Source organism: Bradyrhizobium centrolobii (assembly GCF_001641635.1).
Taxonomy (GTDB): Bacteria; Pseudomonadota; Alphaproteobacteria; order Rhizobiales; family Xanthobacteraceae; genus Bradyrhizobium; species Bradyrhizobium centrolobii.
The window spans coordinates 305,689-329,908 of sequence record NZ_LUUB01000054.1; the positions used below are offsets into that span (position 1 = coordinate 305,689).

A 24,220-nucleotide genomic window follows, 5' to 3' on the forward strand; every position below is an offset into this window, starting at 1 on the left:
GATCGAATCCCAAGAGGAAGGGCGGACCGAAGGCCCGCCCTCAGAGATCACCAGCCCTTGTAGGGCAGCATCGGTGCCTTTGCGGCATTGGCCTTCGGCCATACCGCGACGTAGTTCTCACCGTCCTGAAGCTGGATGATGAGGCCGGAGGCGAGAACGTTCTGGCCCTTGTCGTCGAACTTCACGCCCTTGTAGCCCATCATCAACTGGTCAGGCTTGAGATCGGTCGCCTTCAGCGCGGCCTGGACCTTTGCGGGGTCGGTCGAGCCCGCACGGTCGATCGCGTCGACAAGCACGAAAAAGCCCTGCATCTGACGGCCGACTGTGTCGTCCATCTCCTCGCCGCTCTTCTTCTTGTACATGTCGGCGATGATGGCCGATGGCGAGCCGGAAGGACCGACTGCCCAGGACGAGCGGTTGAAGACGCCTTGCGAGATCTTGCCGACCGCCTTGATGAAGGACGGATCGGAATAGCCGGCGTCGTCGGCGAGCAGCACCGGCGGCTTGTAGTCGAGCGACTGCATGGTCTTGGCGAACAGGATCGCATCCGACGTGTAGCTGATCATGATGATCACGTCGGGCTTCTTGTCCTTGAGCTGCAGCACCTGGCCCTGCAGGTCCGTTGCATTCACGGGGTAAGCGACATCGAGCGCGATCGGCTGTCCCTTCTCCTTGAACGCCGCGCTGATCGTGTTCGCGACCGAGGTGCCGTATTCGGTGTTGTCGTGAACCACCGCGACGTTGTCGGTCTTGCCGCCCTGCGCCTTGAGGTCGGCGAGGAAGTCGACATAGATCTTGGCGAAATCGGTCGCGATCGGCGTGGTACGGAAAAACCATTTGAAGCCGCGCTCGGTGAGGTTGGCGGCGACCGACTCCGAGTTCAGATAGGGGATGCCGTATTTCTCGGCGATCGCGCTCGAGGTCAGCGTGATGCCGGACTGATAGGCGCCGAACACGGCCGCGACCTTGTCTTCCGTGATCAGCCGCAGCGCCTGGTTCTGCCCCGTGGCCGGGTTGCCCTGGTTGTCCGCAAAGATGGCCTCGACCTTGGCGCCGCCGAGGCCGGCAAGGCCGGCGTTCTTCGCCAGCGGCAGATTGCCGAGCTCGGGATGCGCATTGTTGATGATGTCCATGGCGACCTCGATCGCCGCCTTGGCATGCGCGCCGATCGAGGCGGTGCCGCCGGACATCGGCATGATCACGCCGATCTTGACGACCTTGTCTTCGGCCCGCGCGCCTGCAGCGAGCGCAAGGGACATTGCGGCTGCGCAAAGCAGCCCGGTGACGTGCTTCAATGTCATGAAATCAGACCTCCCAAAGGGTTTTCCCCGACCAAGGTTTTTTCGGAAGCTTCGGCGAGGTGCCTGCTTCCGTTTGATTATTTCTGGCAAGCGGAGGATGGCATGCCAGCCAGGAACCGGCAAGGTGAAACGGGCTGCCACGATGCTGCACATGGAAGCAGCGATAGCGTCGAGGCGCGAGCGTCGTTCAATCGGGCGTCGTTCATTGCAGGCGCGACAACCGGTGCTGCAACTTCGGTGTCGTTGCCGCGACATGACTGCGCGTGAGGGATTGTGCAGGCGTAGGTGGGTTAGCCGCAGGCGTAACCCACCGCTTTCGATCCCGCGACGAGACAAGTGGTGGGTTACGCTGCGCTAACCCACCCTACGATTCCAACACCGTCAGCCGACGACGTCGCGCGCCTCGAGCAGCGTTTCAAAGCCGCCATAGATCATCCGCTTGCCGTCGAAGGGCATGTCGGCACCCTTCAGCCGCGGATCCGCCATCACCTTCGCGTTGACGGCGTCGCGATGCTGCCGGTCGCGATAGACGATCCAGGAGAACACTACGATTTCGTCCTCCTTCGCGATCACCGCGCGCGGAAAGGACGTCAGTTCGCCATAGGGCACGTCATCGCCGATGCTTTCGACATAGTCGAGCGCACCGTGTTCCATCCAGACAGCGCAGGCGGTTCGCGCCAGCGCCTTGTAGGCATCGACCTTTTCCTTCGGCACGGCCAGCACGAAACCATCGACATAGGGCATCACGGATCTCCTTGGGTGACGTTGAGCCCATAGGACGATGCTGGCGACGTCGATCCGACGCGCGCTGACCGTTTCGAGATGAGGCAAACCGTCGCGAGCGAGCGCCGGAACGGCGAGCGGGCGGCGCGAAGGCGCCGTGGATGGGCACGAGCAAGTCGTCGGGAATACGCCTTTTTCAGAGGCGCGGCTGGCTGGGGAACCTGGATTCGAACCAAGACAAACAGAGTCAGAGTCTGTTGTGCTACCGTTACACCATTCCCCAACGGAATAGCCGAACAAATTCAATATGTTACTGAATTGTTCGACTGTCGCCGGAAGCGCGTCTCGCGCAAATCACGGCTCAGGCGTGGGAGGGTTTCTACCCGCTCGGCTTTGGGCTGGCAAGCGCCGTAGTGGATGGCGTTTTTCCGGGCCACAGGGGCGCCCGGGTGCAGGCGCACGCTCCGAAATGTCACGTTTCCCTTACGATATTTCGCGCGGCGGCTTCCAATCGGGCCGGGGATCGCAGGTCTCGTCCAGCCTCTGGACATGATATCCGATGGGAAGAATCCGGCCGCCCTCCTCCTCGTCTGCAACGGGCACGTCGGTCACAAGCCCCTCGATCAGGGCCGCCTCCCACACCTCCTTCTCGGTGGGGAATGGATCGCCGATCTGCCTGTCACCTTCGAAGAGCGCGTACATCGGCTCCACCCGGATTCACCTTGCGGCTGGCTTCGCTGCATGAGCACCGAGCGATGCTCGTCAGTCTCTACCGCAACGTCGCCGCCTCGGAGACATTCCTTCCCCAAGCGCGGCCACCGCCATCGATATCGGCTCGCCGCATGACGGCGAACTTTGTCTATGGAATATGGCCGGCGGCCTGCTGACGGGCGATCTCGGGCGGCAGGTCGAATTGCGCGATCCGCGTGTCCAGGCGCCACAGCTCGATGCGGTGGAGCAGCACAAGCGCGGCGGCCTTGCGCTTGGCTTCCTCGTCGTCGCCGCAGACGAGGTTGACGCAGCCGAAGACGTGACCGTCCGGGTCGATCTGGAAGGCGCGGTAGTGCTTGATGCTCTGCATCGTCATCCCCCCCGTCTTCTGAATCCGGGTGCACTCAGCCACTCCGTCAGGTTCGAGGTCACTTCGTTCTGCTTGGCACGTCGCAGCAGCAACTCGCGATCCTTGCCCGCAGGCATGCGGCGCGCGAGCTCGCGCGCCTTTTCAGCCGAGGACAGCAAGCGCTCCTGGAGCGATTGCGTCTGTTTCGTACGATTGCGTTTGGCGGTCATCTCTTCCACGGGTGAATTCGGAAAAGAAGGAAATTGACCCCGGCGGGAGGTTGGCGCCGGGGCCACAGGCTGTCGGGCGAGACGGCCCACACCGACAGTTGCTGCTAGCTTCCGGTGCAAATGCGGGTTCCGGCATTTCAATAGGTTAACGCCGTGCGATTTTGCGCTGTGGCATGTGCCGGATAATCAATTGGTGATCAGGAATTGAATACGTTCTCGCGGCGCAATACGCCCCTCTTGGGCCGGAGTGAGGCGAAACTACGGCGAACCCGAATTTCGATAAAACAGAATATTTTGGCGACCAGGCGTTGACCGACAGTTTGGGTGTTTCGCCCGACGGGCAGCGCAAAACATTGTTGACGCGTCGGGTGGGTTAGCCGAAGGCGTAACCCACCGCTGTCTGTTTGCCCGGATACAGAAGAGGTGGGTTACGCTGCGCTAACCCACCCTTACGGACTACCACCCCGGAACCGAATTGCTGATTCCTTTGTTCATGAAGGATTTGAAGGAGGACCATCATGGCTAAAGAAGCATGGAAACGGGCGGGCTCGCCGATCGGAAGAAAAGGACCACGCAAGGCCAATCCATCGTACAAGCGTCGCACACGTCAACCCTGGTCACGTGCCGATGTGAGCAAGTTGAAACAGCTTGCGAAGGGAAACACACCGACCGGCGTGATGAGCATCAAGCTTCAACGCCCCGTCGCAGCCATCCGCAGCAAAGCCCACCGCGAAGGCATTTCGCTGCGGCCCATCAACCGCTCGCCCTACAATCGACGAAGCAAAGCGGCAAAGCGTCGTTGATCACAGCACTGCCGGGTGACAACCGGACGCAACGGAGATGATGAACGGGGTGCTTATTTTTCCGGTTTCTGCCCACGACATCAACGCATCGGCACGCGCTGACATCTGACCCGTTCCCGGCGAGCGCAGCCTGCACTCTCGTGACTCAATATCGGAAATGTGTGGTGGTGGTCATGCAGCGAGCTCTGGTCTCGGGCAAGAACCTGCGGGGCGGCTCGCTGAGGCAAAAGGCTCGCGGGAGGAGTCGGTAAGCGGTTTTTCCAGCACCTTCATGCTACGTTCGACCGGCCTGAGGCGATCTCACAGAAACATGGAGACAACAGCCAGCAGACCGAGACCGGCCAGCAGCCAAACCAGCGATTGGACTATCCACGGCCGCGTCATGGTGCGCCCCGTTCGGATTTCGTGCCCCGTGACAGGCAACTCCCGAACGGGGAGCGTTCGTTGAGCTAGATCAAAAGCCGAACGCGAGGGCCGCGACGGCGCCGACGGTGAAAGCACCGGCCGCGACTGCAATCGCCAAGATGACTCGTTCACGTCCCATACCTCGAAAATTAACATAGGATAGGTTCGCTCAGCTATGCAGTTAGTGCCAATATCTCCCGACTAGAAAAGGCAAGAGTATTGCCGTTACCACGTCTCTTCCTTCGGGAACGGCTCTTGGGTCTTGCGGCCCAGGAAGGTGTCGGGCGAAGCCGCGTTGAGAACCTTGCGCGCCTCATTCACGATCTGGCGCAAGAATTCGACACGCTCCGGCTCATCGTTGGAAGGGCGGTAGACCCACGGTCGATACTGCATGCTGGCGCTCCCTGTTTTGCAGGCGGGAGAACGAAACCGTCCTCTCAGGGGCGCCTACGGGCAGAGCCTTTTGCCGGTCATGCAGGTAAACGTTCCCAGGCGGCGTTGGTTCGGAGCTAAATTCACAGGGACTGGCGAACGACCGCGTGTGCCGTGAGGGGGCTTCGCTGAAGCCCGCTAGCCCTCCCAGCCCTGACCGCCTCTCCTGTTAGCCACGCCGATAAAGTTGCAGATAGCTCGGCGAATACAGCGCCGCGTCCTTGAGGGCGTCGAGGTCGCTGACGGTCAGGGTGCGCTCCCGCAGCACGATCAGGCCGGTCGCCCGCAGCTCCTGTAGAGTGCGGTTCAGATGGACGACGGAAAGGCCGGTGGCATCAGCGAGATCCATCTGCGTCACCGGCATGAGGCAGGAATTACCGTCGATCATCCCGACCGGACGAAGCCGTTCGAAGATTTCGCAGAACAGATGCGCTACGCGCTCCAGTGCCACGCGGCGGCCGAGGTTGATGGCCCATTCGCGCTGGATCGCGTTGCTGAGAAGGGTCTCGCACCAGAACGCTTCCGCGAGCGAGCCGTCGCTCGCCACCAGGCTCTCGAACCGCGCGCGCTTGATTTCGCTGTAGACGACCGGCGTCATCGTCGCGATGGAATGATCCATCACCGACAGCAGGAACGCATGCGCGTCACAGGTCTCGCCTGGAAAAACGAAATTGACGATCTGACGCCGGCCGTCCTCGAGCGTCTTGTAGCGGCTGAGCCAGCCCGACAGCACGATGCGGACGCTGTCGACAGGGTCCCCCTCGGAGATCAGGTCTTCGCCGGACCCGGCGCGTTGCATCCCTTCGAGGATGGCCTGCTCGAGCGCGGCGGAAGCCTCCGCCGACAACGGCCGAAGCGCATTCAGCCGGCGGATGGCCGGCTCCGTCAGGCTTCGATCGAGCATCGACACGGGCATCAACTGGCCACCGCCGGCGTGTGGAACGTACGCTTGCTCAGGGGGATGATGATCGTGCATTTCAGTCCGGATGGATCGAAGGACATCGTCGTCTGCCCCTTGAACTCGAACGCCAGCGTACGCTCCAGAAGTTCAGTGCCAAAGCCCTTCCGCGGTGGCGGCGCGGCCTGCGGCCCGCCCCGCTCGCGCCATTCGAACACGAGTTCGGCCGGGTCGACGCTCTCGTTGAGGCGCCAGGAAATCTCGACGCGCCCGCTGGGCTGGCTCAAAGCGCCGTATTTCAGCGCATTGGTCGCGAGCTCGTGAATGGCGAGCGCAAAGGTTTCCGCCGCCTTCGGCTGAAAGCGCACGCGCGGGCCGGAGACACGCACCTGCTCGCCTTCCCTCGCATTGTAGGCCAGGAGCTCCTCGACGACGAGATATTCGAGATCGATGCCGCCCTCGGGATCGCGCGTCACCAAGGCCTGGGTACGTGCGAACGCGTTGAGGCGGCCGTCGAGATGGGAGGCAAATTCCTCGACGGTGGCGCTCGAATCCGCCGTGCGGCGGGCGATCGAGCGCACCACGCCGAGCGTGTTGCGGACGCGATGCTGAAGCTCGGCCAGTAGCAGGCGCTGCCGCTCCTCGGCGCGGGTGACCGCGGTGACGTCGATGAAGGTGATGACCACACCGGCGATGAAATTGTCGATGCTGCGATAGGGCAGGATGCGCACGATGTAGCGCGTGCCGCTGTCCGGCGCGCTCAGCTCGCGCTCGGCGCTCGCAAGGGTGCGCAGCACGCGGCGGACGTCGTCATAGAGCTCCTCGATCGGGATGCGCGCCTTGATGTGGGCGACGGGACGGCCGACGTCGGTTTCGACGAGATGCAGGACCTGCGTGATCGCCGGCGTGAAGTTCATCACCCGCAACTCGTTGTCGAGGAACACGGTCGCGATCTGCGTGCTCTCGAGGAAGTTCTTCAGGTCGCTGGTGGCACGCGTCAATTCCTGCACGCGGTGCGCCAGCTCGCCGTTGACGGTGGTCAGCTCCTCGTTGACCGACTGCAATTCCTCGCGCGAGGTCTCGAGCTCCTCATTGGCCGATTGCAGCTCCTCATTGAGCGACTGGTATTCCTCGTTGGAGGATTTCAGCTCCTCGTTGGTGCTCTCCAGCTCCTCGATGGTCGCCTGCAGGCGCTCCCGCGTCGCGCGCAGCTCGCTTTCGAGACGCTCGACATGCTCGGTGCGCACCAGCGCATTGGGGTTGCTCTGGTTGGCGTCGATGACGCGGACCGGGCCGTCCTTGAACAGGACAACGAAATTGCGGTGGCCCCCGGCGCCCTCCTGGATCGGCTCGACCGTGATGTCGACGAGGATGCGGTGGCCGTTCAGCCCGAGCTGCACCTGCTCGGCATGCGCGGGCTCGTTGGTCTCCGCCGCGCGGCTCAGCGCGGTGCGCAATTCAAGCCTGAGATCGCGGTGCACGAGCTGGAGCAGGTCGAGCGTGGCGGTGCCCGCCGTCGGCTCGATGTAGCGCCCGGTGCGCCCGGAGAAGTGCAGGATCTGGAAATTGTCGTCGGTGATGACGTAGGCCGGCGCATAGCGCTCCGCGATGCGCTGCGCGCGCCGCTCCAGGCCGACGTCGGGACCGAACGAGCGGACCGGCGGCACCTCGACCGGCGCCCTGCCCGCCGCGGTCGTGATCGGAAATTCCGGCGGCAGCCGCGTCCCCGTCTCCAGCTTCTTGAATATGCGGGCGCGGCGGTCGACCGGCGAGAACAGCTTTGGATGCCGCGTCACGTTCTCGGAATTGCCGAGGAACAGGAAGCGGTCCGCCAGCAGCGCGAAATGGAACAGCGGGATCACGCGGTTCTGCAGTTCGGCGTTGAGATAGATCAGGAGATTGCGGCAGGAGACGAGATCGAGCTTGGAGAACGGCGCGTCCTTGATGACGTTGTGCTGCGAGAAGATGCACATCTCGCGCAACTCCTTCACCACGCAATAGGTGTCTCCCTCGCGCACGAACCAGCGCGCCAGGCGCTCGCTGGTCATGTCCGTCTCGATGTTGGTGCGATAGCGGCCGACCCGCGCGGTCGCCAGCGCGCGTCCGTCGATGTCGGTCGCGAAGATCTGCACCTGCGGCGGGGACTCCAGCCGCGCCATGTGCTCGCGCAGGAGGATGCCGATCGAATAGGCTTCCTCGCCGGTGGCGCAGCCGAGCACCCAGATGCGAACCTGCTGGCCCGCGCCTTTGCCCTCGAAGATCTTCGGGATGATCTGGTTCTCCAGCACCTCGAACTCGCGCTTATCGCGGAAGAACTCGGTGACGCCGATCAGGAGATCGTTGAAGAGATGCTGCGCCTCGTCCTTGTCGTTGCGCAAGAAGTCGACATAGGCCGGGATCTCGTCGATCTGGATCACCTGCATGCGCCGCTGCACGCGGCGCAGGAAGGTATTCTGCTTGTAGCCGTGGAAATCGTTGCCGGTCTTGTTGCGCAGGATGTCGGCGATCCGCGACAGCGAGGTTGCGGCTGCAGCCAGCACCTCGTCGAAGCCCTGCTTCTCCTCCAGGCGCCGCAAATGACGGGCATAGACCTGGATGTGCTCGGGGATATCTTCCGGCGGCAGCACGTAATCGGCGATGGCGGCGGGCGTGTTGCCGTCGAGCAGATGATCGGCCTCATGGCTCACGATCTTCTCAGCGATCGCGAGGCCGCCATGATCTTTGAGCGTCGCGGTGCCCAGCGTGCCGTCGTCGCCCGTGCCGGCGAGGATCACGCCAATGGATTGCTCGGCGCGCTCTTCGGCCAGGGACACAAGGAAGCTATCGATCGTGGCCCGCTCGCCGGGCGCCTGCTCGGCCTTGCGGATCGCAAACCGGTCGCCCTGGATGGTAGTGATCATCGCCTGCGGGCAAAGATAAATCGTGCCGCCCTCGATCGCCTGAGCATCGCCGATATCGGCGACCCTGATGCCGTTCGCCGTCTGGACGATCTCGCGCAACCGGGGTCCGTCGAAGGCCTCGTGATGCTGAAGCGCCAGCACAATGGCCTGATCGGCCCCGACGGTCAGCTTGGCAAAGAAGCGCTCGATGCTGTCCAGCGCACCGGGCGATGCGCCCACCCCGATGATCAGCGGGGTCTTGATCTGGCGTTCTCCCTCGACCGGCCGGTCGCCGACTTCATTCATGGTTTGGTGGCTTTCACTGGCTGGCGGGAGCAACGGGCGCCCGCTACCTGCAAATAGCAGAAATTGATCTTATCCCAACACATCCAAGGCGGAAATGTGATGCGCTCCGTTCCATCCGGCGGTGCGAGCGTTGTCAGCCCTCGCCGGAAGGTCCATACTCGTCCGGTTCCGCAGGAGCCCGCGATGCCGATATCTGAAGAACTCGCGGTCCTGATCAAGCGGGCCGAGGGAGCCACGGCGACCGCCCGACGGCTGCTCGACGAGAACGACCGCTGGCGCCGCAGCGTCGAGCGGCAGCTCGACTATATGTACGAGCTCGGCGCGGAATTCAGGCGGCCGTCCGTCAGACGTCCCACGGCGATGCCGGATCGACCTGCTGCCGGAGATAGGTGACGCGCTGCTCGATCAGGGTGCGGTGACGCTCCCACTCGACCAGGGTCTGCTTGAGCAGATCGACCAGCCGCTCCGCCTGGCGTATGTCATGGCCGCCGGCCTCAAGGTCACGCACCCGCTCCTCCTGGTCGCGGATTCGCTGCCAGCCTTCCTCGATATCCCGATCCGCCTTGATGAGAAGGCGCCGCTCGGCATTGAGCTGCTCGGTACGTTCGGCAAGGGAGAGGACCATGGCGGTGCCTTCAGGCCTCCTTGCGAACCGGAGGATCGAGCGAGTGTAGCACGACGCGCCGGATCATGTCGGCATATTCGCGATACTCGGCGGCCCGTATCTCGTACATTTCGGCGACCGCAGACCGGCCGCCGCGCCGGCCGTCCGTGGCCATGCGCTGCACCAGCTCCGCCCTCTCTTCGATGATGCGCAGCGCGACGCGCAAAGCTTCGTCGACGCGGCCCTCCTGCTCCTTGGCAAGCGCATCGGCGGTGTAGGCGTGACCGACCTGACAGCGGAAGCGCATCGGGCGCTGCTCCTTGACCTCGGACAAGACGCCGCCACAGGCCGGACAGGTCAGCGCGACGGGATCGGCCAGCGAAATAAGGTTGTCGCTGCCGATCCGGTCGCCGGCCGCAATCTCGACCTCGAGCCTGATCTCCGGCGGGATCGGGAGCGCCGCGCCAGGAGCCTCCCTGACGAGTTCAGATAGCACGTCGCCCATGCTGGCGCCGGGAACACAGAGATCGATGGTGGTCGCCAGCAAAGCGCGTCGCGGCATTTCGTCCGCGATGGCTTCCGAGGGATCCTGCACCACCGTCATACCGCCGCAGCGCTTGATGGCATTGAGACCGGCTGCGCCGTCGGACAACAGGCCGCTCAGGACAACGCCGATCACGCGCGGACCGTGATGCAGCGCGGCCGAGCGAAACAGCGCATCGATTGCCGGCCGCACCATGTTCTCGCGCGGACCGCGCCCGAGGAACATGCGATCGTCCGACAGCAGCAAATGATGGTCCGGCGCTGCCAGATAGATCTGGCCGGGTTCGATCTTCATGCCGTCTTCGGCCTGCAGGACCGGAAGCCTGCTAGCGCTGCTGGCCACCGTCGAGAGGATACCGATGCCTTGAGCCGGTATGTGCAGGACGATGAATATGGCGGCTGGCAGGCCGGCCGGCAGACGGNGTGGCTCCCGCCGAGCCCCCGATGACGATGATGTCGCGGTTGCTCATGGAACCCACCTTCGCTTGCATCGTTTGCACCAAGGCGGGCGTCCGCTTTATGTTCCTAACTGTTGGAGGCCCCTCGGAGGGATCATGTCCGTTTCGCCCACGCTGCCTCGTCAACGCGCGCTGCTGACGGGTCGCCGCATTCTCGTGGTCGAGGACGAATATTTCCTCGCCGACGACATCGGCAAAACGCTCCGCGCGCTAGGCGCTGAGGTTGCCGGCCCCGTCGGCCATATCGAGGATGCGGTCGGGATTCTTCACGGCGGTGGCATTCTGGATGCCGCCGTGCTTGACGTGAACATTCGCTCCGAGCTGATCTTTCCCCTTGCCCGTGAGCTCAGGGCGCGCAAGGTGCCCTTCGTGTTCACCACGGGGTACGACAGGATCAGCATCGGGCCGGAATTCCAGGACGTGCCGCTCTGGGAGAAGCCGATCGATATCGTCGCAATGGCCCAGAATCTGGCTGCGATCATCGGCGATTGGCAGACATGACGCCCAACCACGCGTCGCCCGCGAACCGCTCATTGGAATCTGAAGGGACGTTGGATGATCTACTCACCGAATTCCGCACTCGACGCGCGGATCCTGAACAACTCGCGCGAACTGGTACGCGAAGCCTTGGCGCTGCTGCGCGGCAGCGATCACCTCGTGAGTCCGCTACGCCTGCGCGAGGAGCTCACGCGTCGCGAAAGCCCGCACAACGAAGGTCAACCGTCCGGACATAATGCCTGAACGCAGGCTCACGACAAATTGACGGTCAGAACAGATGCTCGAAGGCCAGCCAAGCGCTCAGCGCCAGACAGAGAATGGCCCCGGCATAAGGCAGCGCGATGCGCAAGATGATCTCCCCAGATGATCTCCCCGCCGTCAGCTCAGCATCATCCAGACAATTGCCACCGTCATCACGAGAAAACCCGTGATTGCCGTCGCGACAAATGCCTGCTCGATGCGGTCCATCGCCATCGCAGCCCCCTTTTTCCAGCCCGGACAGTCTGACCACCCGAGGTGCCGCGCGCATTAGGCTATGTGAATCGCCGCCGCTGCTTTTTGGTACACGTACCCTGGATGCGCCGCGACGGGACGAACGGGAACTCACCGGGCGGGAGAAGGTTGATGTTCTCGCGATCTCTTCAAACCAGGGGAGCGGTCCGTGCAAAGATTTTCAGTCTTCGCTTGCTTGATCATCGTGATGAGTGCGTTCGCCGGAGCGACGCCTGCGCATGCCCGAATATATCCCTGGTGCATCCAGGGCAAAGGCGTGGGCTTTCCCGGCGACTGTAGCTTTAGCACGCGCGCCCAATGCCTGGCATCGGCGTCTGGACGCAGGGTCAGCTGCGGCCTGAATCCGCGCGCGGCATACGGTCAGCAGCGCCATCGCCGGTAGCGCAGACGGTAGCACGCGTTCTACTCGCGCCCCGCTTGCGCCGCGACCGCCAGCACCACGACGTTCGCCAACCTGCGGCGGCCGCAGGCGATCCGCCTTGCAGCTCAGATGGCGGCTGGGAGCTCAGAGCAAGAATCCCTTCATGGCGCCGAGAAACTGTCGCGGCGATTGAAGCTGTGGCACGTGCGCGCAGCCTGGAATGATCTTGAGTTCGGCGTGCGGCAGTCCCGCGGCCAACTCATGCGACATCCGCGGAGGCGTCGCCTCGTCGTGTTCACCGACAAGGACGAGAACCGGGACTTTCACTCCGGCAAGCTCAGTGCGGAGGTCCAGGCTTGCCAACGCATCGCATGCGGCGCGAAACACGTCTGGATTCGTCCGCAGAAAGGCTTCACGACGCCCCCGCATCAGCTCCGGATGCAGCTCCTGAAAGTCGGGCGCGAACAGGCGCCGCATCGCGACGTCAGTGATCGCCTCCACCCCCTTCTCCCGAGACACCCTCGCCATGTTGCGAAACGCCTCGCGGCCAGGCTCAGAGAACGCCGCGCCGCAATCGGCGAGAATGAGCTTGCTGGCGATCTCCGGGTGGCGGATCGCCATCTGCAAAGCGACGAACCCGCCATAGCCGTTGCCGAGCACGATCGTCGGCGCGCCGTCCGCAGCATCTTTCACCGCCTCTGCCATCCGGTCCGCGACCGCGACAAGTCCGCCCTCCACTGCGCGCGAACGGCCAAACCCCGGTAGCTCAGGCACGATGGTCTGAAACGATCCCTCGAGCTCCGGGACGATCGCGTCGAAACTCGCGCGATCCGACAACAGCGAGTGGAACAGGAAAAGCGGCGGCCCCTCGCCGGATTGCGATGCGTTGACGGTCCCGTTGGCAAGAAGCCTGTCCATGTCCGGTCTTTCCTAGACTGCGTCGGTCGGATCACGCGCAACTGCGTGCCTGAAAGCCCGATTGATAAATCAAATTTCCCCGATTTCAAGCATTTGGCCTTGACGTGATATATCAGGATGATGAAATTACGGGCCACGGAGGCCCCTTGCTCATGCTTTTGCGCGAAAATATCTATGAGCGTCTTAGAACTGATATTTTAGCTTGTCGCTTTGCGCCGGGCGATGAAATGCGAGAGCAGGAACTGGCAGAGCGCTATGAAGTGAGCCGGCAGCCGGTTCGCGATGCGCTCTTGAGGCTGCAGCGCGAGCACCTCGTGACGGTGCAGCCGCGCCAGGGCTATCGGGTCACCCCGATCTCGCTCTCCGACGCCCGCGACCTGCTGCGCTTCCGCCTCGCGCTGGAGCCGGCCTGCGTCGCCGAGGCGATCGAGAGCGCTCCCGATAGCGTCCTGAAATCGCTCGACGAATTCCGCCACTTCTCTGGCAACCACGAAGATTTCATCGCCTACAACCGCGGTTTCCACACCGCACTGGCAAATGCGTCCGGCAATCGCCGCATGGCGGCGGCGCTGTGCGACCTGATTGGCCAAGCCGACCGGCTGGTCCGCGTCAGCGTGTCCAATCTCAGAGGGCACGACCCGGCGAAGCTCGTCGCCGAGCATGTCGCCCTGATCGACGCCATGCAGCAGCGCGAGGCGCGGACCGCGGCGCGCATCATCAAGGCCCACATCGCGGCCACCGAGAAACGTGTCCTGCCGGCGCTCAAGCGCAACGCCGTCATCGTTGAAGAGAGGTCATCATGAACGTTCCGTCGAAGCCCGCGTCGATCGACGCCGAAATCCACGGCAATTTCATCGATGGGCGCGAAGTCGAAGCCGGCAACGGCGCGATGCTGGACGTCCGCAATCCCGCAACCGGCGACGTGATCGCCCGAATTCCCAATTCGACCGCCGAAGACATCGACCACGCGATGAAGAGCGCGCGTGCCGCATTCGAAGGCAAGGCATGGGGCGGCATGGATACGCGCGCGCGTGCCAGACTGGTCAACAGGCTGGCCGATGCCTTCGAGGCCAATCTTGACAGCCTGTACCGGCTGGAAACCCTCAACAACGGTCGCCCGATCAACGAGACCCGCGCCCAGCTCTCCCGCCTGCCCGATTTCTTCCGCTACTTTGCCGGCCTCGCGCTATCGCGTCGCGACTCCGTGATCCCGGTCGAAGGGGCGTATCTGAACTACACGCTCCGCACCCCGATCGGCATCGTCGCCAACTGCACGCCGTTCAATCACCCCCTGATGATCCTGTGCAAGTCGCTCGCCGTGGTGCTGGCGACCGGATGCGTCACCGTGGTCAAGCCGTCGGAATACACCCCGCTGACGACCCTGAGGCTCGCGCAGATCTTTACTGAAGCCGGCCTGCCGCCCGGCGTCTTCAATATCGTGCTGGGACTCGGCCAGAGCGCTGGCAAGGTGCTGGCCGAGCATGGCGACATCAACAAGCTGGTCCTGACCGGCGGCACCGAGGCAGGTCGCATCGCCGGCAGCGCGGCCGCGAAGGTGTTTGCCCATCAGACCATGGAGCTCGGCGGCAAGACGCCGGTGATGGTATTCGACGATTTCGACGTCGATCGCGCCGTCAACTACGCCGCGTTTGGGGCTTTCATCGGCGCCGGTCAAACCTGCGTCTGCGCCTCGCGCCATATCGTTCAGGCCTCGATCTACGACGAATTCGTCGAAAAACTGAAGGCGAAGACCCGCACGATCCGCATCGGCGATCCCTTTGATCCGAACACGCAACTGGGTCCGGTGATCTCGGCCCGGCAGCGCGATCGCGTTCTCACTTACGCGCGCTACGGTCACGAGGATGGCGCACGGCTCGTCACGGGGGGCGTCGCCGCGAAGGTGCCGGGCCATGACAATGGCTATTTCGTCGAGCCGACGGTTTTCGCCGACGTCAAATCCGACATGCGCATCTTCCAGGAGGAAGTGTTCGGGCCGTTCACCTCGGTGACACCATTCAAGGACGAGGCCGATGCGTTGCGACTTGCCAACGACTCGCCCTTCGGCCTCGCCGCTGCGATCCGTACCCGCGACGTCGCCCGCGCTCATCGTGTCGCTGCAGCCGTCAAGGCCGGCATCGTCTGGATCAACGACCACCACCGGCTCGACCCGGCCTCTCCCTGGGGCGGCGTCGACGACTCCGGCATCGGCCGCGAATGCGGCACCGAGAGCTTCGACGACCACTTCAACACCAAGAGCGTGATGGTCGCGACCCATGAGCCGCCGTTCGACTGGTATCGCGACACGGCCAGCCAGAAGCGACTGAACTAGCAGAAATTGCGAGCGGCAGACCGCCCATAGAAGGCGGGCCGCATCAACCGGGATAACAGTCAAGGGAGAGCGCAAATGTCGACATCAGTGAATGCAGGCAGCCGTCTGGATCGGCTTCCGATCGGGCCGTTCCATCGCCGCATCATGCTGTTGATCGGCATCGGAATGTTCTTCGACGGTTTCGACATCTATATCGCCGGGACCGTGCTCAGCGTGACGCTGAAAACGGGCTTTTCGACACTCTCCCAGAACGCGGCTTTCATCTCGGCGACCTTCGTCGGCATGATGCTGGGATCGTTCGGCACCGGTTTCCTCGGCGACCGTTACGGGCGCCGCTTTACGTATCAATTCAATTTGCTGCTTTTCGGCATCGCCTCCCTTGCTGCGGCGTTCGCGCCGAACATGGCCTTCCTCATCGCCTGCCGCTTCGCGATGGGCGTCGGGCTCGGTGCGGAGAATGTCGTCGGCTATTCGACGATGACTGAGTTCGTTCCTGCTCGCACGCGCGGCAAATGGCTCGGCTTCACGACCGTGTGCGTCGTGACGGGCCTTCCCGTGGCGCTGCTGGTTGCATCCGTGCTGGTGCCTCAATTCGGCTGGCGCTCGATGTTCGTGCTCGGCGGCATCGGCGCGCTCATCGTGTGGTACATGCGCAAGTCGCTGCCGGAATCCCCGCGCTGGCTGGAGGCCGTGGGGCGCACCAGCGAGGCCGAAGCGCTCATGCAGGCGATCGAGAAGGAGGCGGCGCAGGGACAGCCCTTGCCTGCTCCCGCGTCCATCACAGCAGCTCCGGTCGCTGCCGATCTCGGCACGCTGTTCACCGCACCTCTGCTGTCGCGAATGATCGTCGGCTCTGTCTGCCTGATCACGATCAACACCCTGCTCTACGGCTTCGTCACCTGGCTGCCCGTGTTCTTCGTCAAGCAAGGCCTCTCGATCGCGACATCGTTCGGCTATTCGCTGCTGATGGCGCTCGGTGCGCCCATCGGCTCGGCCGTCGGCGCACTGACTGCCGACCGCTGGGGCCGCAAGCCGACCATCATCGGCGCGTCCCTGATTTCGGTGGCGCTCGGAATTCTCTATCCGATGATCTCGGATCCGATCCTGCTACCGGCCGTGGGCTTCGCGTTGACGGTGCCGATCTACGTCCTGGTCGCCCTTCTGTTCGGCATCTACATCCCCGAGCTGTTTCCGACCGAGGTCCGCCTGCGTGCATCCGGCATCGTCAATACTCTTGGGCGCGGCGCCACCATCGTCACACCGTTCCTCGTGGTGTCACTGTTCGAATCGCGCGGCGTGGCAGGTGTCATGGCGCTGATGATCGGGCTGCTCATGCTGCAGATCATCACGGTTTGGGCGCTCGGCATCGAGCCTCGGCATCGCAGTCTCGAGGAGCTCAAGGCCGAAGAATCCGCTTCGCCAGTCCTGAGCGAAGCTTCCTAAGTCCTCGGTCGTTGCTCAGCTCTTATCGCACCGCGGACGCTCCGATGCCTGCATCGGGACGTCTGTTCTGCGCGGCCGGCGCACTCGTGCAATTCTGGCTTCACAGCCGCATCGAACTTCGGGACGCAGTCGAGATCGGCGGCGCCGATATGCCGGACGACGATCAATTCATCGAAAGCACAATGAAGCTTATCGGCGGCGCGAGGTGACCCGCGCCAGTGGCTCGAGCCCGAAGGTCCGCCTAACTTCCGCACTTTCTGGCGAGCAAGAATGACCATTCCCGCTCCCCGTTTGAGGCTGCGACTGATCGAGGAGGACCCGCCAATGACAAGCCGGCTGCCGCTTCAGCTCACTTCGATTGCCGTCACCCTGGTGAATCTCGCCATCCTTCTGGCAATTGTCGGCGTATTCGTGGCGCGGGAGCGCGCTGTCGCCGCTCCGTCCGCGGCGCCCGATGGTATCCTTCGCGGCCGAGGTCTGCAGATCGTGGACGAGCAGGGCAAGATCCGAGCGAGCATCTCGATCCATCCGGCCACGACGCAACCGGATGGCTCGACCTATCCCGAGACGGTGTTGCTCCGGTTGATCACGTCGCAAGGACGGCCAGTGGTGAAGATCGCCTCAAGCGAGGACGGCAGCGGTATCGCGCTCTCCGCGGCGGAGGGACTCGCCTATGTGCAGCTTCAGACGCGCGGCGGCAATCCGAGGGCCGTCATCGTCGATGGCGCCGGCAAGGAAATCTCGAAGTTACCCTAGGTGGTGAACGTCAGAAATATCCCGCGAAGTCCAACTTGACGTTGCAAGGCCAGAAGTGACCGCCTACTCTGGGCAAGATCAAAATTTGCGGTGCATGCATGTGGCAAGCTATCCAATATGTGGGAAGCGGGCTCAGTTTGATTGCGTTCATAGTCGCGGCACTGCTTATCGGGCCAAACTGCAGCAACGCGCCCAGATCATCTCGAGCGCTCCCGAAAAGGACAAAATTGACGCCATAGCTGCGACGGCGGAGCTATTTCGACTCGAACTTTCCGGGCTTACCAACATTCAAAAACAGAAACTCGCTCTTGCAACGATTGAAGCTCGTTCGAAGCGGGATGCTCTTATCGCAAGGGTAGCTTTGATTGTCGCAGTTATCCTTGGGATAGTTGCAGTTGTGTCAATAGTGTTGGGATCTTCGAAGACCCCGTCGCCCGATCTGAAAAGTAAACTGATAGGAAGCTATCAGGTAAAGCTCGGAAAGAACGGTGGATGCAATGGGGGCAAACCTTATACTTTTCCCAGAGAACTAGCCAAAATTTACACCGATGGCTCCAATCTGATTGCGCAAAATGAGTGCGGACAGTCTTCACCAATTCAAGTTTCTGGATGGGGCGATACCATTTATTTCTACGGCGAAAGCGCTCGCGTAACACAGGCGGCGCCGAACCTCCCTGTGACGATCACTGATGATGCCCAGAACGTTTGGGAGAAGCTGCCTTAAGGTGCGCCGAACTATCGGGTCACGAAGCACCGCGTCGGAGCATTACCCCCTCCCCGACTGCGCCTCCACCGCCTGCACCGCGACGGTCGCCACTTGCCGCAGCGCCTCGCGGTCGGCGCCTGAAGACGCCATCACGCCCATGCCGACGGAGACGGCCGAGACATAGCGCGCGAGCGCGGCAGGATCGGAGGTCTGTTTGAGATCGCCTTCGGCCTTGGCGCGGATGAAGCGGTCGCGGAGCTGATCTTCATTCTGGGCGCGGCGCGCGGCGAGCTCGAAGGGGACGTTTTCGGAGCCGCTGCCGCAGGCGATGCCGCCCTGCACGAGCAGACAGCCGGGCGGATTGGCGGGATCGGTTTGCTTGTCGGCGATGCCCATCAGCATCCGTTCGGCGACTTCGCGGGCGGTCGGTGCGGCCACCACCTCCTCCATCCAGGCGCCGCGCAGCTTGGTGTAGCGGTCGAGCGCGGCCTTCAAGAGCCCTTCCTTGTTGCCGAAACAGGCATAGAGGCTCGGCGGATTGATGCCCATGGCCTCGGTGAGCTGGGCAATGGTGGCGCCCTCATAGCCATGGCGCCAAAACACTTCCATCGCCTGGTCCAACGCCGTCTCGGCGTCGAATTCACGGGGGCGTCCCATGCCCATGTGCCTATCTCCTCGGAATTCGCGTTCTACCTGAGGCTTAACGCCAAATCCTATCTATTTGTTCTAGCTTTCTTTTTTCTTGCGTCTTCCAGCTTTCGCATTGTTCGGCTACGATTTTCGTAGTGAATGGTACATAAGTATCTTGCGCTGCGGCGTCCAGCTCCACATCTGTAGTGAACACTACATATCTGGAGCGCGCAAATGCCCCCCTCCCCGAATACCCGTACCGGTCGTTTCCGACGCCTTCTTGGCGGCGTTGCCATCGTCGGCGCCCTTGCGGCGGCCGGTTCGATCGCAACCGGCCGCTATTTTCATGCGGCACAGGCGACCTCCGCGGCCGCCGCGGCTGAGCAAGCCGTGTCCGTCACCGTCGCCATGATCGAGCCGCGGCAGACCGTGCTGTGGGACGATTTCTCCGGACGGCTTGAAGCAATCAATCGCGTCGAGCTCCGCCCGCGCGTCGCCGGCGCGATCCTTGCGACCAACTTCACCGAAGGCGCGCTGGTGAAGGCCGGCGACGTCTTGTTCAAGATCGATCCGGCGCCCTACGCGGCCGAGGTCGATAAGGCCGCAGCACAGCTCGAGGCGGCCAAGGCGCGCGTGGTCTTCACCACCAGCGAGGTCGAGCGCGGCGCGCAGCTCGTCGGCAACGCCGTCGTCACGCGGCGTGATTTTGACCAGCGCGAGAACGCCAATCGCGAAGCCATTGCGAACGTGAAGGCGGCCGAAGCGACGCTCCAGACCGCAAAACTCAATCTCGACTACACCGAGGTCCGCGCGCCGGTCGACGGCCGCGTCGGCAAGATCGAGGTCACCGTCGGCAATCTCGTCGCCGCCGGAACCGCCTCCCCGGTCCTGACCTCGCTGGTCTCGGTCAATCCGATCTACGCCTCCTTCGATGCGGACGAAGAGGTCGTGCTGCGCGCGCTCAACTCGATCGCCGATGCCTCCGGCAAGCGCGGCAATCTCGACCAGATCCCGGTTGAGATGACGACCTCCGGCGGGCTCTCGGCAAAGGGCCACATCCAGCTCATCGACAACCAGGTCAACGGCCAGAGCGGCACCATCCGCGTCCGCGCGGTGTTCCGCAACGACGATGGCCGCCTCATCCCCGGCCAGTTCGCGCGCGTGCGCATGGGCCAGCCGAAGCAGCAGACGCTGGTCATGATCGACGAGCGCGCGATCGGCACCGACCAGGACAAGAAGTTCGTGATGGCGGTCGGTGACGACAGCCGCGCGGTCTACCGGCCGATCACGCTCGGCGGCGCGGTCGACGGCCTTCGCATCGTCACCTCGGGCCTGAAGCCCGGTGAGCGCATTGTCGTCAACGGGCTGCAGCGCGTGCGTCCCGGCGCCCTCCTCAAGACGGAGGTTGCCGCGATGGGCGCGCGCGGGCCGCAGCAGGCTTCCAACCACAGCAACCAGGACGTCGTGCAGCGCTAGTTACGTCATTCCACATTGCGCAATTGCGCAATGGGGGCGCGCGTGGCGCGACCCCGGAATCTCGAAGTTTTAGACTCCGAAGACGCCACTTCTGGATTCCGGGTTCGCGGGCTTCGCCCGCGCCCCGGAATGACGGGAGAGCTGTCTCTCGCGCAGGGGCAAAGCCATGAATCTCTCGAAATTCTTCATTGATCGTCCGATTTTTGCCGGCGTGCTCTCGGTCCTGATCTTCCTCGCCGGCCTGATCTCGCTGTTCGCGATGCCGATCTCGGAATATCCGGATGTCGTGCCGCCGTCGGTCGTGGTGCGCGCGACGTATCCCGGCGCCAATCCCAAGGTGATCGCGGAGACGGTGGCAACGCCGATCGAGGAGCAGATCAACGGCGTCGAGAACATGCTCTACATGTCGAGCCAGGCGACCACCGACGGCGCGATGACGCTGACGGTGACGTTCCGGCTCGGCACCGATCCGGACAAGGCGACGCAGCTCGTGCAGAACCGCGTGCAGCAGGCCGAGCCGCGCCTGCCGGCCGTCGTGCGCCAGCTCGGCATCATCACCAAGAAATCCTCGCCTGACCTCACCATGGTCGTGCACCTCTTGTCGCCGAACAACCGCTACGACATGACGTATTTGCGCAACTACGCGGTGCTCAACGTCAAGGATCGGCTGGCGCGGATCGACGGCGTCGGCGACGTACAGCTCTACGGCGCCGGCGACTATTCGATGCGGGTCTGGGTCGATCCGCAGAAGGCCGCCGAGCATGGGCTCACTGCGAGCGACATCGTCAAGGCGATCCAGGCGCAGAACGTCGAGGCCGCCGCCGGCGTGGTCGGCTCCTCGCCGAGCGTCAAGGGCATCGACCTTCAACTGTCAGTCAACGCCGAAGGGCGCCTCGCCAGCGAGGAGCAGTTCGCCGACATCGTGGTCAAGACCGGCTCGCATGGCGAGGTCGTGCGGCTGCGCGACGTCGCACGCATCGAGCTCGGGGCCTCCGAATACGGCCTGCGCTCGCTGCTCGACAACAAGCAGGCGGTGGCGATCCCGATCTTCCAGGCGCCCGGCTCCAACGCGCTCCAGATTTCCGACCACGTTCGCGCCACAATGGCCGAGATCAAGAAGAACATGCCGGAGGGCGTGACCTACCAGATCGTCTACGACCCCACCCAGTTCGTGCGCTCCTCGATCGAGGCGGTGATCCACACGCTGCTGGAGGCGATCGCGCTGGTGGTTCTGGTCGTGATCCTGTTCCTGCAGACCTGGCGTGCCTCGATCATTCCGCTGCTGGCTGTTCCCGTGTCGATCGTCGGCACGTTTGCGGTGATGCACGTGTTCGGCTTCTCCATCAACGCGCTCAGCCTGTTTGGCCTGGTGCTCGCGATCGGCATCGTCGTCGACGACGCCATCGTGGTGGTCGAGAACGTCGAGCGCAACATCGAGGCCGGGCTGTCGCCGCGCGATGCCACCTACCAGGCGATGCGCGAGGTCTCCGGCCCGATCATCGCGATCGCGCTGGTCCTGATCGCGGTGTTCGTGCCGCTCGCCTTCATCTCCGGCCTTACCGGACAGTTCTACAAGCAGTTCGCGCTGACGATCGCGATCTCGACCGTGATCTCCGCTGTGAACTCGCTGACGTTATCGCCGGCGCTGTCGGCGCTGCTGCTCAAGGGGCATAACGAACCGAAGGACCGGCTGACGCTCATCCTCGAAAAGGGTCTCGGCTGGTTCTTCCGCGGCTTCAACCGCGCCTTCACCCGCTCCTCGGAGAATTACAGCGGCACCGTCACCAAGGTGATCTTCGGCAAGGCCGCGGTGATGGGCCTTTATGTTCTGCTGGTCGGCCTGACCGCCCTGCTCTTCCAGCAGGTGCCGAGCGGTTTCGTGCCCGGCCAGGACAAGCAGTACCTCGTCGGTTTCGCGCGCCTGCCCGACGGTGCCACGCTCGACCGCACCGAAGAGGTGATCCGCAAGATGAGCGACATCGCGCTGACCCAGCCCGGCGTCGGGAGCTCGGTCGCGTTTCCGGGCCTGTCAATCTCCGGCTTCACCAACTCGTCCAATGCCGGCATCGTGTTCTCGACGCTAAAGCCGTTCGACGAGCGCAAGGATCCTTCGCTCAGCGGTCCCGCGATCGCGGCCGAGTTGAACAAGAAGTATGCCGGCATCCAGGAAGCCTTCATCGCCATGTTCCCGCCGCCGCCGGTCAACGGTCTCGGCACCATCGGCGGCTTCAAGCTCCAGATCGAGGACCGCGCCGGTCTCGGCTATGAGGCGCTGAACGATGCGACCAAGGCGTTCATGGCGGCGATGCAGAAGGCGCCGGAGATCGCCGGCGTCTTCTCGAGCTTCCAGGTCAACGTGCCGCAGCTCTTCGCCGACATCGACCGCACCAAGGCGCTTCAGCTCGGGGTCCCCGTCACGGAGGTGTTCAACACGCTGCAGATTTATCTCGGCTCCTACTACGTCAACGACTTCAACAAGTTCGGCCGGACTTACTCCGTCTATGTCCAGGCCGACGCGCCGTTCCGCGCGCGTGCCGACGACATCAGGCAGCTGAAGGTGCGGTCGTCCTCCGGAGACATGGTGCCGCTGTCGGCGCTGCTCAAAGTTCGCCAGAGCGCGGGTCCGGAGCGCGCAATCCGCTACAACGGCTTCCTGTCGTCCGACATCAACGCGGCGGCAGCGCCCGGCTATTCCTCCGGCCAGGCGCAGGAAGCAGCGACCCGGATCGCGGCGGAAGTGCTGCCGCCCGGCTTTGCCTTCGAATGGACCGACCTGACCTATCAGGAGTTCATCGCCGGCAATTCCGGCATCTGGGTGTTCCCGCTGGCGATCCTGCTGGTGTTCCTGGTGCTGGCGGCGCTCTATGAGAGCCTGACGCTGCCGCTCTCGATCATCATGATCGTGCCGATGGGCCTGCTCGCCGCCATGTTCGGCGTCTGGATCTCCAAGGGTGATAACAACGTCTTCACCCAGATCGGCCTGATCGTGCTGGTCGGCCTGTCAGCCAAGAACGCGATCCTGATCGTCGAATTCGCGCGTGAACTCGAATTCGCAGGACGCTCGCCGATCCGCGCCGCCATCGAGGCGAGCCGCTTGCGTCTTCGTCCGATCCTGATGACGTCGATGGCGTTCATCATGGGCGTCTTGCCGCTGGTGCTTTCGACCGGCGCCGGCTCCGAGATGCGACGCGCCATGGGCGTTGCCGTGTTCTCCGGCATGATCGGCGTCACCGTGTTCGGCCTGTTCCTGACGCCGGTGTTCTACGTACTGCTTCGCACCGTCACCGGCATGAAGCCGCTCGTGCATCACACCAGCGACACCAGCGCGGCGCCGGTCCAAGGGCTCGGGCACTAGAGGCCGCCAGGTTCAACGAAAGCCCCGTCGCGGCACGAGCGCGGCGGGGCGACGGCGATCGCATCGCGGTCGATTTACTTCCTGTTCTCCTCACAGAACTTCAGCGCGGCCAGCGCTTCGCCGGCGCGGGGGATCTGCATTTCGATGCTGTCGTCGTCATCATCCTCGAAATCGAGCGAGATGCGCTTCGCCTTCGACAGCCGGTCCATGATCGACTGATCGAATTCGAAGATGCCGCGCACGGTGGTCTTGTCCATGACCTCCCACTTCGCCTTCTTCATGATGGCGGCGTCATCCGTGCTGAAATCCGCCTTCAGTATCTCGCCGACCTTGTCCCATTCCCAGCCGTCGTAGATCATCACGATGACGATGGCCTTGTCGGAATAAGTGATCACGATCACGTAGTCGCGGTTCTCGTCTTCCTTGTCCTTGTAGCCGCGGCTCGCATTGCAATGCGTATCCTGGGTGCGCTTCTCGATCGTCCAGTCCCCGACCTTGCTTTGCTGCGCAAGCGCCGGCCCGCCGAAGACACCAGCGAGCAGCCCGGCGGCCAGAAGGAGTCGTTTCATGTCGGCCTCCAGCGTGTCCCCCGG

At 63.3% G+C, this 24,220-nt stretch carries 26 protein-coding genes and 1 tRNA gene; 13 read left to right on the forward strand and 14 right to left on the reverse strand.

Annotation, left to right across the window (positions count from 1 at the left end; all coding sequences use genetic code 11):
• Positions 1-47 precede the first annotated feature (47 nt).
• The 6 genes from AYJ54_RS17155 to AYJ54_RS17180 form a co-directional block, all read right to left on the reverse strand.
• The gene (locus tag AYJ54_RS17155; RefSeq protein ID WP_063700334.1) at positions 48-1,301 is read right to left on the reverse strand and encodes an ABC transporter substrate-binding protein; all 1,254 of its coding nucleotides are present in this window, start codon (positions 1,299-1,301) and stop codon (positions 48-50) included.
• Positions 1,302-1,682: 381 nt separating this feature from the next.
• Entirely contained in the window at positions 1,683-2,045 is a 363-nt protein-coding gene (locus tag AYJ54_RS17160) for a DUF1428 domain-containing protein (RefSeq protein ID WP_063700336.1), read from the reverse strand.
• 188 nt (positions 2,046-2,233) lie between these two features.
• Positions 2,234-2,307, reverse strand: a tRNA-Gln gene (locus tag AYJ54_RS17165).
• Positions 2,308-2,507: 200 nt separating this feature from the next.
• The gene (locus AYJ54_RS17170; RefSeq protein ID WP_063700338.1) at positions 2,508-2,726 is read right to left on the reverse strand and encodes a hypothetical protein; all 219 of its coding nucleotides are present in this window, start codon (positions 2,724-2,726) and stop codon (positions 2,508-2,510) included.
• Between the two features lie 157 nt (positions 2,727-2,883).
• Positions 2,884-3,111, reverse strand: a complete 228-nt coding sequence (locus AYJ54_RS17175) for a hypothetical protein (RefSeq protein ID WP_245329047.1) — start codon at positions 3,109-3,111, stop codon at positions 2,884-2,886.
• Complete coding sequence (locus tag AYJ54_RS17180) at positions 3,108-3,314, reverse strand: hypothetical protein (protein WP_063700340.1); 207 nt, start codon at positions 3,312-3,314, stop codon at positions 3,108-3,110. Before AYJ54_RS17180 ends, AYJ54_RS17175 begins: the two co-directional genes overlap by 4 nt.
• Before the next feature lie 518 nt (positions 3,315-3,832).
• Here AYJ54_RS17180 and AYJ54_RS17185 point away from each other — a divergent pair.
• On the forward strand, positions 3,833-4,117 hold the full coding sequence (locus tag AYJ54_RS17185; protein WP_063700342.1) for a hypothetical protein: 285 nt from the start codon (positions 3,833-3,835) through the stop codon (positions 4,115-4,117).
• A 630-nt stretch (positions 4,118-4,747) separates the two neighbouring features.
• Here the strand turns inward: AYJ54_RS17185 and AYJ54_RS50735 are convergent.
• From AYJ54_RS50735 to AYJ54_RS17195, 3 genes are all read right to left on the reverse strand, one after another.
• A complete protein-coding gene (locus AYJ54_RS50735; protein ID WP_161491873.1) occupies positions 4,748-4,915 on the reverse strand; it encodes a hypothetical protein in 168 nt (55 codons plus the stop codon).
• A 208-nt stretch (positions 4,916-5,123) separates the two neighbouring features.
• Positions 5,124-5,870, reverse strand: a complete 747-nt coding sequence (locus AYJ54_RS17190) for a Crp/Fnr family transcriptional regulator (RefSeq protein ID WP_063700344.1) — start codon at positions 5,868-5,870, stop codon at positions 5,124-5,126.
• Complete coding sequence (locus tag AYJ54_RS17195; protein WP_063700346.1) at positions 5,870-9,037, reverse strand: CheR family methyltransferase; 3,168 nt, start codon at positions 9,035-9,037, stop codon at positions 5,870-5,872. Before AYJ54_RS17195 ends, AYJ54_RS17190 begins: the two co-directional genes overlap by 1 nt.
• Positions 9,038-9,220: 183 nt before the next feature.
• Here AYJ54_RS17195 and AYJ54_RS49380 point away from each other — a divergent pair, with 183 nt between their 5' ends.
• Positions 9,221-9,430, forward strand: a complete 210-nt coding sequence (locus AYJ54_RS49380) for a hypothetical protein (RefSeq protein ID WP_136623747.1) — start codon at positions 9,221-9,223, stop codon at positions 9,428-9,430.
• Here the strand turns inward: AYJ54_RS49380 and AYJ54_RS17200 are convergent.
• Together AYJ54_RS17200 and AYJ54_RS17205 are read right to left on the reverse strand one after the other, a co-directional pair.
• Entirely contained in the window at positions 9,381-9,662 is a 282-nt protein-coding gene (locus AYJ54_RS17200) for a hypothetical protein (protein ID WP_063700348.1), read from the reverse strand. The two genes, AYJ54_RS49380 and AYJ54_RS17200, sit on opposite strands and share 50 nt — an antisense overlap.
• Before the next feature lie 10 nt (positions 9,663-9,672).
• Positions 9,673-10,606, reverse strand: a 934-nt coding sequence (locus tag AYJ54_RS17205; RefSeq protein WP_245329048.1) for a chemotaxis protein CheB, incomplete at its 5' end; no start/stop codon positions are given.
• Between the two features lie 132 nt (positions 10,607-10,738).
• Between AYJ54_RS17205 and AYJ54_RS17210 the strand changes: the two genes are divergently transcribed.
• The 3 genes from AYJ54_RS17210 (at position 10,739) to AYJ54_RS47260 (ending at position 12,035) form a co-directional block, all read left to right on the forward strand.
• Complete coding sequence (locus tag AYJ54_RS17210; protein ID WP_063700350.1) at positions 10,739-11,143, forward strand: response regulator; 405 nt, start codon at positions 10,739-10,741, stop codon at positions 11,141-11,143.
• 54 nt (positions 11,144-11,197) lie between these two features.
• A complete protein-coding gene (locus AYJ54_RS17215; protein ID WP_063700352.1) occupies positions 11,198-11,383 on the forward strand; it encodes a hypothetical protein in 186 nt (61 codons plus the stop codon).
• 418 nt (positions 11,384-11,801) lie between these two features.
• The gene (locus AYJ54_RS47260) at positions 11,802-12,035 is read left to right on the forward strand and encodes a DUF3551 domain-containing protein (RefSeq protein ID WP_283808669.1); all 234 of its coding nucleotides are present in this window, start codon (positions 11,802-11,804) and stop codon (positions 12,033-12,035) included.
• Positions 12,036-12,158: 123 nt separating this feature from the next.
• On the opposite strand, the gene AYJ54_RS17220 is transcribed toward AYJ54_RS47260, so the two are convergent.
• Positions 12,159-12,932: an alpha/beta fold hydrolase gene (locus AYJ54_RS17220; RefSeq protein WP_063700354.1), complete on the reverse strand. Its 774-nt coding sequence runs from the start codon at positions 12,930-12,932 to the stop codon at positions 12,159-12,161.
• 152 nt (positions 12,933-13,084) lie between these two features.
• Here AYJ54_RS17220 and AYJ54_RS17225 point away from each other — a divergent pair, with 152 nt between their 5' ends.
• From AYJ54_RS17225 to AYJ54_RS49385, 6 genes are all read left to right on the forward strand, one after another.
• Entirely contained in the window at positions 13,085-13,735 is a 651-nt protein-coding gene (locus AYJ54_RS17225) for a GntR family transcriptional regulator (protein WP_063700357.1), read from the forward strand.
• The gene (locus tag AYJ54_RS17230; protein WP_063700359.1) at positions 13,732-15,261 is read left to right on the forward strand and encodes an aldehyde dehydrogenase; all 1,530 of its coding nucleotides are present in this window, start codon (positions 13,732-13,734) and stop codon (positions 15,259-15,261) included. The genes AYJ54_RS17225 and AYJ54_RS17230 overlap by 4 nt, the downstream gene beginning before the upstream one ends.
• Before the next feature lie 75 nt (positions 15,262-15,336).
• The gene (locus AYJ54_RS17235) at positions 15,337-16,704 is read left to right on the forward strand and encodes an MFS transporter (protein WP_063700361.1); all 1,368 of its coding nucleotides are present in this window, start codon (positions 15,337-15,339) and stop codon (positions 16,702-16,704) included.
• Positions 16,705-16,748: 44 nt separating this feature from the next.
• Positions 16,749-16,913, forward strand: coding sequence for a hypothetical protein (locus tag AYJ54_RS50740; RefSeq protein ID WP_161491874.1), 165 nt, complete (start codon positions 16,749-16,751; stop codon positions 16,911-16,913).
• A 115-nt stretch (positions 16,914-17,028) separates the two neighbouring features.
• On the forward strand, positions 17,029-17,460 hold the full coding sequence (locus AYJ54_RS17240) for a hypothetical protein (protein WP_136623748.1): 432 nt from the start codon (positions 17,029-17,031) through the stop codon (positions 17,458-17,460).
• A 55-nt stretch (positions 17,461-17,515) separates the two neighbouring features.
• Complete coding sequence (locus tag AYJ54_RS49385) at positions 17,516-18,184, forward strand: hypothetical protein (protein WP_136623749.1); 669 nt, start codon at positions 17,516-17,518, stop codon at positions 18,182-18,184.
• A gap of 42 nt (positions 18,185-18,226) precedes the next feature.
• On the opposite strand, the gene AYJ54_RS17245 is transcribed toward AYJ54_RS49385, so the two are convergent.
• Entirely contained in the window at positions 18,227-18,829 is a 603-nt protein-coding gene (locus AYJ54_RS17245) for a TetR/AcrR family transcriptional regulator (protein ID WP_063700364.1), read from the reverse strand.
• A 201-nt stretch (positions 18,830-19,030) separates the two neighbouring features.
• Between AYJ54_RS17245 and AYJ54_RS17250 the strand changes: the two genes are divergently transcribed.
• Both AYJ54_RS17250 and AYJ54_RS17255 read left to right on the forward strand, forming a co-directional pair.
• Complete coding sequence (locus AYJ54_RS17250) at positions 19,031-20,272, forward strand: efflux RND transporter periplasmic adaptor subunit (RefSeq protein WP_063700367.1); 1,242 nt, start codon at positions 19,031-19,033, stop codon at positions 20,270-20,272.
• Positions 20,273-20,438: 166 nt separating this feature from the next.
• Positions 20,439-23,627, forward strand: a complete 3,189-nt coding sequence (locus AYJ54_RS17255; protein WP_063700369.1) for an efflux RND transporter permease subunit — start codon at positions 20,439-20,441, stop codon at positions 23,625-23,627.
• Between the two features lie 74 nt (positions 23,628-23,701).
• Here AYJ54_RS17255 and AYJ54_RS17260 read toward each other — a convergent pair whose 3' ends face one another.
• Positions 23,702-24,196: a hypothetical protein gene (locus tag AYJ54_RS17260; protein WP_063700372.1), complete on the reverse strand. Its 495-nt coding sequence runs from the start codon at positions 24,194-24,196 to the stop codon at positions 23,702-23,704.
• Positions 24,197-24,220: the final 24 nt, after the last annotated feature.